The following is a 14177-nucleotide window of genomic DNA, read 5'->3' on the forward strand; positions in this document are numbered from 1 at the left end:
TATGCGTTGGTACCAATTTGGAGAGGATGAATTTCATATTTTCGACAATAATCGTTCTGCCTACCAACATGCAGTCGTTTACCGTCATTCATTTAAATCAATCAAAGCGCACAAATTAACGCCGTACCGCCCAAAGGAATTCTACGAATTACTGCAAAACACATTACATCATTGCGACAATCAACACTCTTTACAAAGTGCATTGTTACAGGCACTTGGATTAAGAGAAAAAGACCAGCGAGCTAAAATAATTCTGTCTCAACTTCAAAACGGTACCTCTTTCGGCCAAGCGCTCATACCGTTTACACCGCCACAGCTTAAAGCACTTTTTGCAACACTGCGGCAATCCACCAGTGAAGGTCCAAAAATTGCGATTTTAAAATCAGCAGCTCAACTCCTAGAACGTGAGCTAGCACTGTCTCAACAGATCAGTAAAAGCCTGACGTACCCGTTTTTAATTATGCAATCCGCATTGCTCATGGCCTTTATGAACGCGGTATTTAACCAACTTCATATTGTTAATATTGCAATCTTGTGGTCTTCAGTCACTATACTTCAAGTTGCCACCCTATACTTCACCTTAAAGGGTACTATCTCACAACTGATAACAAAGCACATAACCGGAATACGTATTGGGAGCGTACTGACTTTGACCCTTTCAATGTTAGAGAGTGGCGAATCTCTTCAAAACACAATAGAGTTGCTTAAGAACCACGCCCACATTAAAGACCGCCATTCCCTCTATAAGGCACATTTACTCCTTAAGTCTGGATACGCACCAGAAAACTGTATTCCCCAGCAATGGTTTACTTCCAGTGGAGAAAAAACAATTAATCTTAAGCAGACAGCCGATATTGTGACGCCACTCATAAAAGCGAGAGATGATTGGCAGCGTCGTAACCAGCAGCAGATCAATCTAATCTGCAAAGCAATTCCGATATTAGGTATAGTGCTGTCTTCAATTTTTGTGGCGTATACTCTTATACAACTCTATTTACCCCTTTTGGAATTGAGCAATTTTGCAGTTTGACCTACTTTTTTTACTCTATGCAGTCGCATGTCTATGTATTGGAAGCACTGTTAGTGCAATATCTTGGCGTTGGCACAAACGTGCGACGTTTTTCTGGAAGCAAGAAGCGAGAGCGTTTCTGAATTTGACCGTTTCAAAGCCATCCGACGACACGCCTCCCCCAAGCTTTGTAAATGGACGCTCACAGTGCATAAACTGTTATCACAATCTCCATGCTAGGGATCTAATCCCGCTCATCAGTTATGCTTTGTCTAAAGGCAAGTGCCGCCTATGCAAAGAGCCTATTTCAAAAAGGTACCCTGCTATAGAACTTGTAGCGCTACTCAGCCTATCTCCCCTTTACTTCTTAAATCTAACACCGCTGGAATGGACCTTTACCGCTGCTTTGATCTCATGCCTTTTGGTGTCGCTTATCATAGACTATGAGCATCAATGGTTGCCTGATGAGCTGAACGCTCTAGTCATTGTACTTGCATTTGCACTACTCTACATATCTCATGAAAATACCAATGCGCATATTATTGCGGGACTGATCGGCTTTAGTTTGATCGCGGGTCTACGTTTTGTTTTTCTCATCCTTAGAAAAGTTGAAGCAATAGGATTGGGAGATGCGAAACTTTTAGCTGCGCTCGCGTTTTGGTTAGGCCCTATGGCCCTATCTCCGATATTACTTGGCGCTTCTGTTACTGGCATACTATTTAGCGTTATGACTCGAAAACCACTGGGAACTCGCATTCCTTTTGGCCCATTTCTGATCGTCTCGAGTTTCGTATTATTTTATATAAGAGAATTCACATGAGCCCTATTACAATTGGTTTAACTGGCGGAATTGGATCTGGAAAAAGCACAGTAGCAAGCCTCTTCAATAGACTAGGAATTGAGTCCATTGATGCAGATGATGTGGCTAGAGAGGTTGTAATGCCCGGCGAACAATGTCTAATCGACATCGAAAACCTATTTGGAAAGCATATTCTTAATGTCGATGGAACACTTAATCGTGCAAAACTCCGAGAGATCGTTTTCTCAAGCTCGAAACAACTTGCCGAACTTGAAGCCATTACCCATCCAGCCATTCATCAGAAGATAATGGAACACATTAGCTTGATGAAAGGACCTTATTGCTTGCTCGTTCATCCACTCCTTTTTGAGAAAGAAAAAAATAGTCTATGTAAATTTACCATCGCCATAAGCCTTCCCAGACACCAACAACTAGAACGCAGCATGGGCAGGGACAACAACAGTGCGGAGCAAATTAATCGCATAATGGACACACAAATGAACGATGAGGAGCGCTCCTCTCGAGCTGACTTTATCTTGAAAAATAGTGGCACACCTGATGAATTGAATGTTAAAGTCATCAAACTACATGAAAAAATACTTGAAATATTAGACCAAAAATAATGCAGAAAAATACAATGGTGGCTTGCCCTACCTGCAGCAAAAAAACGCCTTGGACTACGGAAAATAAAGATCGTCCTTTCTGCAGCGCTCGCTGTAAATTGATTGATCTTGGAGAGTGGGCTAGTGAAAGCTACAGCATTCCTCAACAAGACTCCGAGGAAGACGAGGTGTTTTCTGAAGATCTAACAGCAAATCCGAATAGATCTTTTTTGTAGCCTATAGAGAAGAGACCCATCAAACGATGAACAAGCCTGATTTCTCAGATAAAACAGCATTACTGATTGAAGATATGGCTGAAGCCCGAATCATGCAAAAGAAAATGCTCAATGACTTCGGCTTTAAATCAATTGATATCGCAATGAAAGCGGAAAGCGCCATAGAAATGTTGCGCGGCCACGATTATGACGTCATTTTATCTGATTACAATCTCGGTAATGGTAAAGATGGCCAGCAATTGTTAGAAGAAGTTCGCATATCACACCTTATTCCCAACACTTCTGCCTATTTAATGGTTACAGCTGAAACATCTATTGAAATGGTGATGGGCGCTATTGAATACGCGCCGGATGGGTACATTACTAAACCATTCTCTCAAGCTATGCTGCAACGCAGATTGCTTAAATTAATGAACAACAAAGAAAAGCTTATAAAAGTAAACCAGGCTTTAGATGAGCAGGATTACGATAAGGCCATAGAGAGCGCTCAAGCGGTAGCAACTAAACACCCAGTGTTAGACAACCGATGCCAACGCATCATCGGCGACGCTTTACTTTGCAAAAAAGACTACCACGAAGCATTAGCGGTCTTCAAAACGTGTCGAAAATCCACCAAAATGCCTTGGGCAGTATTTGGTGAAGCGAAATGTCACTTTTATTTAAATGATTTTGATAAAGCTGAAAAAAAGCTTCGACAACTCACACTTGATAATAAGTATTTTGTCGCTGCGTACGACTGGCTAGCCAAAACACTTATCCAGCAAGGGCATCAAGACACAGCTCAAGAAGTCCTAATCGATGCGGTAGGTCGCTCGCCTAAGAATCTACTAAGACAAATCGAACTAGGTAAGCTGAGTATGGACATTGGCGACCATATCATGGCCGAAATGTCTTTTCGTCGAGCTGTATTTTTAGCAAAGCATTCTTGTTTCAACGAGGCATCGGTATACCTTCAACACATGGCCTCGATCGTAGGACTCGCGCGCGAATCAGAATTAACTTCACGCCAACTTGATAACTTTCAAAGCTCTCTAAAGAAGGTAGAACAGAACTTTTTTGACTCAAGCACAACTAGGTCAGAAGCCTATTTACTGGAAATGGAGCTAATGTCTGCTATAAATGAATTAAAAACTGCTGAGCAAATTGAAGAAGTTTGGCAGAGTGACATAGAAGCCGGTAAAGCGGATGCACCAGATAGTGCTGCACAGCAGCGCATTCACATTCTAAAATCAGCCAAGTAGAGTCCCTATGGAAAAAATGGATATCAGCACGATTCTTGCCAGTGCAATTCATGAAAGCAAAAATCATATAGGCTCCCTTCTTTATCAGTTAGAAACTCTTAAGCGTCAACCACTGAAACCCGACGTTGAAAAAGCCATACAAAAAGTAGAAGAAGGTATGAAGCAGCTCAACGACGAGTGGGTAGAATACCTTTATTTATATCGACTAGCGTCTGATGGGTACCATGTTCACTATGACTGCTTCTCACTGGAAGAATTCCTTGATGACCAAGTCTTTGCGTTATCCCAGTCTGCCATCGCCAAGAATCTGGACCTTTCGTTTAACGCCGATAGGAATTTGATGGGGGTATTTGACGAGCGTCTTATGACTGCCGTCGTTGGTACGGCCGTTTATAACGCCCTGCGATTCGCAAAATCAAAGATTGAACTTAACGCATCATTAGACAAAGAATATCTAGTCATTTCTATAGAAGATGACGGACCAGGATACAACAACAACGATCATCAAGAAGATGAGCTGCTATTTGGTTCAAATACTGGACTAGGGCTGTATTTTGCAGAGCTTTCAGCCACAGCACATAACGTCGAAGGGCGCACAGGACGCATAGAGAAACTTAAGTCTAATAGCCTAGGCGGGGCAAAATTAGCTATTTATATTCCTCAATGACCCTGCCCCGTAATCCGACCAAATAAAACGTGACCGCAGGTGTTAATTGTGATTTTTATGGTAAGAGTACTTGTAAACGACCACCTGAAATAACACTTTCATTATCTAAAATAGTCTCGCCTGCATTGCCTTGATTCTTGTGTAATGACGCAATTTTTTCGCAAAATAACCAGCCAATATTTTGGCTAGACACTTCTTCGATAGACATCCCCGCTTTAACATTATTAAAGCGTTCAAGCACGACATCAGGGTACCCTTGCCCATTATCATCAATTGAAATACTCAAGCCTTTTTCGCTGTGCACAAGCGTGATACAAATTTTGTCATTGGTGTAACGTACAGCATTCAGAATCGCGATATTCAAGACATTTGTCATCAAGTAAGGATCCAAATACCAGCATATATCTTCACCACGTAACTCTACCTCAACTTTTTTATTCGCCAAAAGCCCATTCATTCCGGCCAAGATGTCATCTATCAATTCAAATACATACACCTCTTGCATTTGAATCGTTAGTGAGTCGGTTTCGATAAGGTATAAGCCATGCAACTGATTCATGACGTTTTGCATACGCGTTACTTCGTATTCAACGACTTGCAACCCCAGCTTACTTTCTTGCGTATCTAACTCTTCAGAAATCCCTGTGAGTTTATATAACACCTGACCTAAAGAGTTACGCATATCATTGACCGATGCGCCAATAACATCTGCAAAAGGCAATTGATTATCATCTGCTTTCATGCTCATCCCCTACACCTTAGTCTTATAATTTTTCGCGAGATATTCTCTTAACGCTACTAACCGCTTATATTGCTTGTGCCGTTCAGAAACATGCTGTAAACGTTTAAAAGCTTCTACACATTCTGTGATTAAATAGTGCTTTGAACCTTCTGATTCCATTAACTTTAAGCAGCCTTGCACCAAATTCAAATTTAGCCCAGGGTGCCTAGGAGAGAGAGCTAATGCTTTCTTAAACTCTTGAACAGCCTTTTGGTAATCTTTGTTTGCGTACAAAGACAGGCCTTCTTTATTGAGTCCTTTTGCTTCGGCTTTCGCCGCACTGCTGACGGGTTCATCTAGAAAGTCAGCTGCTTGTTGTCGCAGGTTCTCTTGTGTCGTAGAGTCATTAACTAGAGATGATAAAACCGCCTCTGCATGCTCTTTCTCTCCTGCGCCATAGAGTGTCTTACCATATTCCAAAGCAAACTCAGTTGGCATCCCTCCATCCATTTCAGATGCGAGTGTTTTAGCCATCGAGAGAGATTGCTGGGCCTCTCTCACATACCCTTGAGAAGCCATTAAGCGACTTTCTGCCAATGTTTTACGAAGCTTGACGCGATCATTGTTGGCAAAACGTTTCGTAACCGTACTAAGTGCCTGAGATGCTTCGGCGAGCAAACGCTTTTGATCTTGCTTACTTTCCGAAGAATCAGAAGACTCCGCAACAATATCGACTAACTGTATATAGTCGTCAGGATTTTCATAAATAGAGTTTGCCCCTAACCTTACAGTTTGCTGACTCGCCTTCAGTGCAGATTGCGCATCACCATTGACCATACTCACCGTCGCCATATGTTTCTGACGCTTGTGTATGCGCGGAGATATACGCAAGGCATCCTCTAGCACTTGCTGTGCTTCTTCTGTTTTACCGCTATCCTCTAAGCATTGAGCTAAGAGATCGTACGCTGAGATGGTTTGTGGAAATAATTGCAAGAGCTTCTCTAGCATTGAAATTGCTAGGTCTATGTCACCCTTTTCGATGTGCATTTTAGCGAGCCCTAACATAGGCCAATCTAAGTCTCGATCTTGCAACTCTTGCTTACAAAGCGTTTCCAACTGAGAGTAATGTTTCGTCGCTAAATATGCTTCTACAAGCGTCCGCTTGCACCAGGGAGCATACCGTCCTTGGGCATTAATATGGGCTAGGCAACCTTTAATAAGCTCGGTATATTTTTGTGCGGCCAGTAACATTTTCATCTTCGATAACGCTTTAGCCTGCTTAAACTGTCGCTCTAACCTCCTCGCCAGCACAGCTTGCGTGAAAGGTTTTGATAGATACTCATCAGGCTGAGATTCCATAATCCCCATCACGACATCACGACTCGTTTCAGCAGACACAATCACAAATACCACATCAGGTTTGAGCAGTTTAAGCTCTCTGAGCTCTTCTAAAACTTGCTGACCATTCTTATTGCCTACCAATCGATAATCACACAAGATTACATCGTAACGATGCGCTCTGCAGGCATCAATGACCCCTTTACCGCTGGAGGTTTGGTCAACATGTACAATTCCCAACCCTTGCAGCATCTGCCTAATAGATTGACGAGCATTCTCAAACTCATCCGCCACCAACGTCTTTAACTTGGCGTAACCTGCACTTTCTTGAGCGGCCTTGTTTTGAAAAAAAGCTTTATCCACGTTATTACCAGCCCTATCCGAACTTAAGCGGTTGTTGATTTAAGATACTTTACTAGCAGAATCCCTGCTTCCTCAATGTGATTTCTAAGTAATTCTATCGCTTCTAGAGGTTTTTTTTGCTCTAAGTACCGAAATAGCTGTTCATGCTCTGTTTGACTCACATGCTGATAATCGAGCGGTACATATTGGAACCCCATGTAGCGACGGACTTGCTCATTAATCGCTGCGACAGTTTTAAATAACAATGGTCGCTGCGCAGCGTCATACAATACTGCATGCAACTGCCAGTTTAGTCGTCCTCGCTCTATTAGGTCCAAATCATTACAGCCTAAACGATTATTAACGTCTCGCGCTCGACCTATTTGCTCATGGGTGATATTCGGCATGGCATATTTAAGTAACTGGCATTCAAGCATCGAACGCATCTGATAAAGATCTTCAGCTTCAACCCAGTCTAGTTCAGGTACCATTGCCCCTGCTTTACCATGCGCGACGAGCCAACCTTGACCCCGCAATGCCGCAATGGCATCTCTAACAGGAATCCTACTGATATTGTAGCGTCGCGATAATTCTTGTTGCCGTAATGGTCGGCCGCGCTCTAACTCGCCAGACAAAATATCGGCCTTTAAGCGATCCACTAATTCTAAATGAGCGCTCATTTGTGCCACTCCATACGCTGAACGACAAGCACTAATACACCAAAACAAATCCCCCAAAACGCCGATGCCACACCAAAAAATGACACACCAGAGACAGTAGTTAAAAATGTAACTAACGCTGGCTCGCGCAGAGAATCGTCGTCAAATGCTGATTTTAAATTTGCACCAATGGTTCCCAACAACGCTATACCTGCTAGTGCGGCAATCATTTCTTTAGGGAATACAGCGAACACTCCTACTAATGTAGCCCCAGCGATCCCCGCAAGCCAATAAAAAATTCCAGCAGACATGCCAGCAATATAGCGTTTCTTTTCATCAGGATGAGACTCAGGACCACTACAAATTGCTGCAGTAATCGCCGCCAAATTGAATGCAAAACCGCCCAACGGCGCAAGTAATACGGTCGCCCCCCCTGTCCAAGAAAGCAAATTAGACACCGGAACGTCGTAAGCACTAGAGCGCATGACAGCAACGCCTGGTATGTTTTGGGAGGTAAGTGTAACGATGAATAGAGGTATTCCGACCCCCAGAATTAACGACATATTCCATTCTGGAGTCACCCAGTAAAATTGTCCAAGTTCAAGTGGTATACCGCTAAAATCTGCGTCGGACGCAAATACCGTCATCATTAATCCGATGATGAGAACAAACACTATTGCGTATCTAGGCATCAACTTTTTTGCGATTAAGTAACCAGCAAACATGACACTCACCATCAATAAATTTGTTTGCATTGAGGTAAATATCGCGACACCAAAGTTAAATAGAACGCCCACCAACATTGCACACGCGATGGGTAACGGTATCCAGCGCATGAGCTTATCAAATAAGCCAGATAGCCCTAGCGCTAATGCCAATCCACCTGCGAATATGAAGACACCAATCGCTTCCGCATACGACGCCTGCGTTAAGCTAGTTGCTAGTAACGCTGCTCCAGGCGTAGACCAAGCTGTAATAACAGGTGCTTTATACCACCATGAGAGAAAAAAACACGTTGCCCCCATCCCTAATCCTAGGGCCATGATCCAAGAAATTTTCATCGCTTCACTTGCCCCCACGGCATCTGCCGCTTGGAAGACGATCGCTACCGAGCTTGCAAAACCGATTAGAACAGCTATAAAACCAGCGACAACAGCACTGACACTTAGATCGGACATTAACTTTGACATATCAAATACTCCTTGTAGAGGAGCAATGATATCTCTAGAGAGCGACTTTTGTATACATTTTTTAAATATGTATCGATTTATGAGTTAGCATGAATCCCATTAATCCTAAAACAAAGCCAATAACAGCCCCCAATGGAGGCCCCCAGTGTTTTTCTAATCGCACTTGCGGTGCAATATCTTGGAATACGGCATAGAGAATACCTCCCGCGGCGAGCAGCATTATCCCCGACACCAGCTCGCTGAATGATGCCAACCAATAATACGCTAGCAAGCCCGCTGCGGGCCCAGCCAAAGCTAATACAGCCAGTACCGTTAAAATTGTCGAAGAGCGGTATCGACTGGACGCCTTAAGCTCACGAAATGCATTAAAACCTTCAGGGACATTCTGCATAGCGATCAATAACGCTAGCAATACAGACGACCCTTTGCCTAATGCTATCGATGCCCCCAAAGCAATGGATTCTGGGATAAAATCTGAAAGCATTGCCGCTAACTGCCCAGCAGAAGTATGGTGTTTATCCAATTGTATATCGATCATCATAAACATGATTCCACCTAGCAAAAACAGCCCTGCGCTCAACCACGGATCAAATGGCTCGATACCCTCAGGCACAAGAACGAAAGCGACGGCAGACAATAGTGCTCCGCCACCAAAGGCCGTAACACTATGCCGTAGCTCTTCATTCAACCAATTGGGACGAAAACTATCGAGCGTTGCTAATAATCCGCCTAAGGGCATCGCTAACCCTGCCATTAAGGTTAACAACAAGATGTACATCCACTCTGGCATTAAATGCTCCCTCACTTAAATAGAAAACCGCTTCTTAAGCGGTATGAACTCTACAGATTCAGCTTCATTACGAAGCTTTATGGTGGAAAAGAAACTCGAACAGTAAGTCCATTGGGACGATTGGGCTCGAAATTTATTGTGGCGTCATATTGTTTTGTGAGCGCAGCAACGATGGACAATCCCAGCCCAGCCCCCGAATGATCACTGCCACGGAAAAAGCGCTCTGTTAGGCGTGTTAGATTCTCTCTGGAAACCCCTTCGCCCGTATCTGAGACATCTAAAGTCACACTGTCTTGAAAGCGATACCACCCTATATCGATACGGCCACCCACAGGCGTAAATTTGACGGCATTGGATACTAGGTTTCGTAAAATGATCTCCAAGTGATTTACTTCGATAGGAAACATCAGTTCTTTTTCACTATCTCGAACCTCCAGCACAATGTCTTTTTCAGCGACGATTGGATAAAGCTCTGCCAATATCTGTCGCGTCTCTTTTTGTAACGCAATCTCTTTACTACAAGTCCCTTGAGACTGACTTTCAACGCGAGCATAGGCGAGTAGCTGCTCAACAATTCGCGCACTTCGATCAACACCATCCACCATTTTTAACAGTGAATGCTGCCTTTCTTGCTCATTTTGTGAAGACTCTGCGTTCTGCGCATGCAACTTCAATATCGCAAGTGGCGTCCTTAGCTCATGGGCCGCATCAGCGATCCAGCGTTTTTCGCGAGCCATCAAATCGTCGATCTCTGACAGTAAGGTGTTTAACGCCTGTTGAATAGGTGCTAACTCTTGCGGGACGTTTTGTAGGTTTACAGGTTCGAGTTGGGCTGGCTCAATTTTCTGAATTCTATTCGTTAATTGCTTCAATGGCTCCAAACCTATACCTACAGCACCCCATACTAGCAAGCCAATTAAAGGCCAACCGATTAGCTGAGGTAGCACGGTATTCAAAACAATTTCAGTGACAATCTCTCCACGAACATCCAAACGCTCGGCAACGACTATTCGAAACTGATTGTCCTTTTCTAGCGTTTTGGTCAACTCAAATGTACGCCATTCATATCGTTCACTTTTTGCAGATCCAAAACCGTTGTAGTGCGTTTGTTCTGGCTCAATGCTTTGACTATCAGAGGATGCAACCACTTTATCGTTTCGCCAAATACGAAAATAAATCTTACTTTCGTATTCATGCCCAACCGCAGACAGCTCGTATTCATCTGACTCCGTTACCACAGAGGGATAAACAAAGGTCGGTACTTTGCGCCCTTCAGACAAATCCTCCCCTGCTAGTTTCAATAATAATCTAGCCTGCTGCGCCAACCGTGCATCGAACAACTCTTCTACTTCATGATTAGCAAAACCTACACTTACAACACCCAAAAGTAGGCTCGTCAACGTAAACAACGACATCACCAGAATCAGCGTTCGCTGCTTAATGGAATTAGGCAAATACTTATTCAGTGCCTTAAACACAAGCTACTCTCCAACTTGCTTTTCGATGACATAGCCAATACCACGAATTGTACGAATTAATCCGGGATAAAACTTCTTACGCAAATGATGTATATGCACTTCCAGGGTATTACTTTCTACCTCCTCCCCCCAACCATACAGCGATTGGATGATTGCATCTCGCGTAAATACATGACCTGGCCGAGAAATCAATTCATTCAGCAACACAAATTCGCGTCGTGTAAGTGACACATCTCGTCCCTGATAAAGTACTTGCATACTATCTGGATGCAGCTCAACATCACCATGGGTGATTGTGGAAATGGAGCGGCCCTTCGCGCGCCTAACAAGAGCTCGGATACGCGCCTTTATTTCAACAATATCAAACGGCTTCACAACATAGTCATCCGCGCCAGCATCTAAACCACTTACACGATCCTCCAACGAGTCTCTTGCTGTCAGCACGAGTACAGGTGTATCAATAGCTTTCTCCCGAGCCTTAGCTAAGACAGTCATACCATCCATTCGCGGCAATCCAAGATCCAGAATAATCAGATCGAAGGCTTCCTGTTCGATAGCTTGTAACGCTTGCACACCATCGGATAACCAGTCGATCACAAAACCTTCGCGCCGTAGTGCGACACACATACCGTCACCTAAAGACTGATCGTCTTCGACCAATAGTATTCTCAATTTGCTTACCTCAATTTATCTAGGTGTTCGAGCATTTCACGCTCAGATAATTCACCTTGTGTAACGTCTGAAAGAGTGCCATCACTGTTAAAAAATACGATAGCTGGAGGGCCGAATATACCTAAAGACTCCATAAATGCATGATGCTTTGAAGTGTTGTCAGTTATATCCAGTTGAATAAATTGATATCTATCTGCCTGACTATGAAGACTCGCCTTATCGAAAACTTCTTTCTCCATAGTTTTACACGCAGTGCACCAATCCGCATACAAATCGAGCACAACAGGCAATCCATCCGCATTGGCACGCGCAATCTGATTTTGAACATCTAGCACCGAATCATAGCGAGTAAATAATGCGCTTTGTTGCCCTTCATCTTCATTTGAGGTCGCTGTGCCAAAAAATTTCAGCGGAGTCATTAAACTTGGCGAACCAGCGAGAGATGAACTACCAATACTCAAACTGTAAAACAATAGCGCTATCGAACCCGCTAACTGCATACGACGCCACTTACCTGATAAAGTATTCGGTATAATATAGCAGCCGTAGGCAAGCAGTAATAACGCCCACATCATTGTACTCACATATTCTGGTAAAAAGCGTCCTAATAAAGAGATCGAAACTCCTAGAAGCACTACGCCAAAAAAGGCTTTCACGTGCTGCATCCACATACCAGCTTTAGGTAAGAAGCGGCCGCCCCCCAAACCCATTATTAGAAGTGGCCCCCCCATGCCGATGCTCAACACAAATAATACCGCACCGCCCAACCAAGCATCTCCAGTCGTACTGATGTATAGCAAAGCACCCGCCAAAGGCGCAGAAACGCAAGGTGATACAACCAATGCGGAGATGGCCCCCATTATGGCAACACCGAACAGCTGCCCTCCTTTTCGGTTTGACCCTAGCGCATCCATCTTATTGCGGAGCCTGTCAGGAAGCTGTAATTCATAGAGCCCAAACATCGAAAGTGACAACAACACAAATACAAGCGCAAAAAAGGCTAAGATCCAAGGGTTTTGCATGGCCGCCTGAAGGTTTAATTGCGCCCCAAATATCCCTACCAATACCCCTGCAATCGTATAGGTTACTGACATACCAAGCACATAACTTAATGCCAGCACAAAACCTTTTTTACTTGATAACTTACCCGATTGACCAGCAATAACCCCAGCTAAAATAGGCACCATTGGAAGTACACAAGGCGTCAATGAAAGTCCTAGTCCTAATGCAAAGAATGTGAGCAGAGTCACCCACACACCGTTATTCATCAACCCCGAAACCAAGCCCTGCTCTTTCGTCGTAGGGCTCGGCTGAGTCACAGCCTGCTCATTTGTCAAGGACAACGTAACGGTCCTTTGTTGAGGTGGATAACACAAACCTTGCTCAGAACAGCCTTGATACGTGACCTCATACGCTGTCGGAGCACCAGACGCCTTTGTATCGGTCACCTTTACTCTCACTTGGTCATGGAATACCTCTACCAAACCAAAATTCGGATCATCTTTCTGTTCTGCTTGAGATAGCCACATGAGATGCAAATCACGTTTTTGCCCCACCTCACTAACCCGAATTCTATCTTTGTATAAGTAGTAGTGAGGTGAAATTTGCCATTCCAAAACACCATCAGGGGTAGATGAGAGAACAAACGCCTGATCCGGCTTTAAAAACTCGCCAGCGCTCGCGACAACACTCACAAACATCCATATAAGTAAGTAAAAAGATTTCATAGTGATCAGCCAATGCTTCATAGCGGCTCCAATTAAAGTTTGTGTCGTACTTTAAGTTACGTCACAAAGCTTAAGCTAAGCTTAATGCATCCCTTAAGATTGCCTTAAGCTTGAACTCTTAATGTCAATGACAACACACTCTGAGGATGCGCCATGACACATTACCTTTTTGCAAAAAACTATTTTGTACGGGCACAGCGTATGCTGTTAGCAGGGCTACTTACTGTTGCCGCCGTCGCGCACGCGGATACTCAAGTCCTCCCTACTTCCAACGCTGAACTTGCGCCACTAGCTACTTTCGAGATGCCTGCCTTCAAAGGTGAATCTAAACATCTTGAAGATTATCGAGGTGACATTGTTTTAGTCGATTTTTGGGCATCTTGGTGCAGTCCATGTCGATCTTCATTTCCATGGATGAACAATATGACCAATAAGTATCGGGATGACGGATTTAAAATAGTTGCCATCAACCTCGACCAAGATCGAGCAAATGCATTGGACTTTTTGCAATCACTTCCGCCTGAATTTGATGTCCTATTTAACCCTGATGGCCAAATGCCAGAAGCTTTTGAAGTCATCGGCATGCCAACAAGCTTTTTATTGGATCGCCAAGGAAGAGTTCGCGCCACCCACATAGGCTTTCATTCAGATCAAACTGCAGCATATGAGCAACAAATACAGCAGCTCATTCATGAGGACCTTTAGC

At 43.8% G+C, this 14177-nt stretch carries 15 protein-coding genes; 7 read left to right on the forward strand and 8 right to left on the reverse strand.

Annotated features, from left to right (window positions below; translation table 11 throughout):
* The first annotated feature begins 1 nt into the window (after nt 1).
* The 6 genes from DN730_RS03380 to DN730_RS03405 are packed head-to-tail and all read left to right on the forward strand — an operon-like array spanning nt 2 to nt 4554.
* Complete coding sequence (locus DN730_RS03380; RefSeq protein ID WP_115466679.1) at nt 2-1030, forward strand: type II secretion system F family protein; 1029 nt, start codon at nt 2-4, stop codon at nt 1028-1030.
* Nucleotides 1020-1829, forward strand: a complete 810-nt coding sequence (locus DN730_RS19405; protein ID WP_115466680.1) for a prepilin peptidase — start codon at nt 1020-1022, stop codon at nt 1827-1829. Before DN730_RS03380 ends, DN730_RS19405 begins: the two co-directional genes overlap by 11 nt.
* Nucleotides 1826-2431, forward strand: a complete 606-nt coding sequence (gene coaE / locus DN730_RS03390; protein ID WP_115466681.1) for a dephospho-CoA kinase — start codon at nt 1826-1828, stop codon at nt 2429-2431. Before DN730_RS19405 ends, coaE begins: the two co-directional genes overlap by 4 nt.
* Complete coding sequence (gene yacG, locus DN730_RS03395; RefSeq protein WP_115466682.1) at nt 2431-2646, forward strand: DNA gyrase inhibitor YacG; 216 nt, start codon at nt 2431-2433, stop codon at nt 2644-2646. Before coaE ends, yacG begins: the two co-directional genes overlap by 1 nt.
* Before the next feature lie 26 nt (nt 2647-2672).
* Complete coding sequence (locus DN730_RS03400) at nt 2673-3887, forward strand: response regulator (RefSeq protein ID WP_115466683.1); 1215 nt, start codon at nt 2673-2675, stop codon at nt 3885-3887.
* Between the two features lie 7 nt (nt 3888-3894).
* Nucleotides 3895-4554, forward strand: a complete 660-nt coding sequence (locus DN730_RS03405; protein ID WP_115466684.1) for a sensor histidine kinase — start codon at nt 3895-3897, stop codon at nt 4552-4554.
* 55 nt (nt 4555-4609) lie between these two features.
* On the opposite strand, the gene DN730_RS03410 is transcribed toward DN730_RS03405, so the two are convergent.
* The 8 genes from DN730_RS03410 to dsbD all read right to left on the reverse strand — a co-directional run bounded on the left by DN730_RS03410 (nt 4610) and on the right by dsbD (nt 13492).
* Nucleotides 4610-5296 (reverse strand): sensor histidine kinase, encoded by a 687-nt coding sequence (locus DN730_RS03410; RefSeq protein WP_147290556.1) that lies wholly within the window; start codon nt 5294-5296, stop codon nt 4610-4612.
* A gap of 9 nt (nt 5297-5305) precedes the next feature.
* Nucleotides 5306-6976: a tetratricopeptide repeat protein gene (locus DN730_RS03415; RefSeq protein WP_115466686.1), complete on the reverse strand. Its 1671-nt coding sequence runs from the start codon at nt 6974-6976 to the stop codon at nt 5306-5308.
* 23 nt (nt 6977-6999) lie between these two features.
* A complete protein-coding gene (locus DN730_RS03420) occupies nt 7000-7635 on the reverse strand; it encodes a GntR family transcriptional regulator (protein WP_115466687.1) in 636 nt (211 codons plus the stop codon).
* Nucleotides 7632-8804, reverse strand: a complete 1173-nt coding sequence (locus DN730_RS03425) for a benzoate/H(+) symporter BenE family transporter (protein ID WP_115466688.1) — start codon at nt 8802-8804, stop codon at nt 7632-7634. Before DN730_RS03425 ends, DN730_RS03420 begins: the two co-directional genes overlap by 4 nt.
* Nucleotides 8805-8865: 61 nt before the next feature.
* Entirely contained in the window at nt 8866-9594 is a 729-nt protein-coding gene (locus DN730_RS03430) for a ZIP family metal transporter (protein ID WP_115466689.1), read from the reverse strand.
* Between the two features lie 77 nt (nt 9595-9671).
* The gene (locus DN730_RS03435; protein WP_115466690.1) at nt 9672-11072 is read right to left on the reverse strand and encodes an ATP-binding protein; all 1401 of its coding nucleotides are present in this window, start codon (nt 11070-11072) and stop codon (nt 9672-9674) included.
* A gap of 3 nt (nt 11073-11075) precedes the next feature.
* A complete protein-coding gene (locus DN730_RS03440) occupies nt 11076-11744 on the reverse strand; it encodes a response regulator (protein WP_115466691.1) in 669 nt (222 codons plus the stop codon).
* A 5-nt stretch (nt 11745-11749) separates the two neighbouring features.
* Nucleotides 11750-13492 carry a protein-disulfide reductase DsbD gene (gene dsbD / locus DN730_RS03445; protein WP_115466692.1) on the reverse strand — a complete coding sequence of 581 codons (1743 nt, stop codon included), beginning with the start codon at nt 13490-13492 and terminating at the stop codon, nt 11750-11752.
* Between the two features lie 132 nt (nt 13493-13624).
* Here dsbD and DN730_RS03450 point away from each other — a divergent pair, with 132 nt between their 5' ends.
* Entirely contained in the window at nt 13625-14176 is a 552-nt protein-coding gene (locus DN730_RS03450) for a TlpA disulfide reductase family protein (RefSeq protein ID WP_245957878.1), read from the forward strand.
* Nucleotide 14177 lies beyond the last annotated feature (1 nt).

Source organism: Marinomonas piezotolerans (genome assembly GCF_003362755.1).
Lineage (GTDB): Bacteria > Pseudomonadota > Gammaproteobacteria > Pseudomonadales > Marinomonadaceae > Marinomonas > Marinomonas piezotolerans.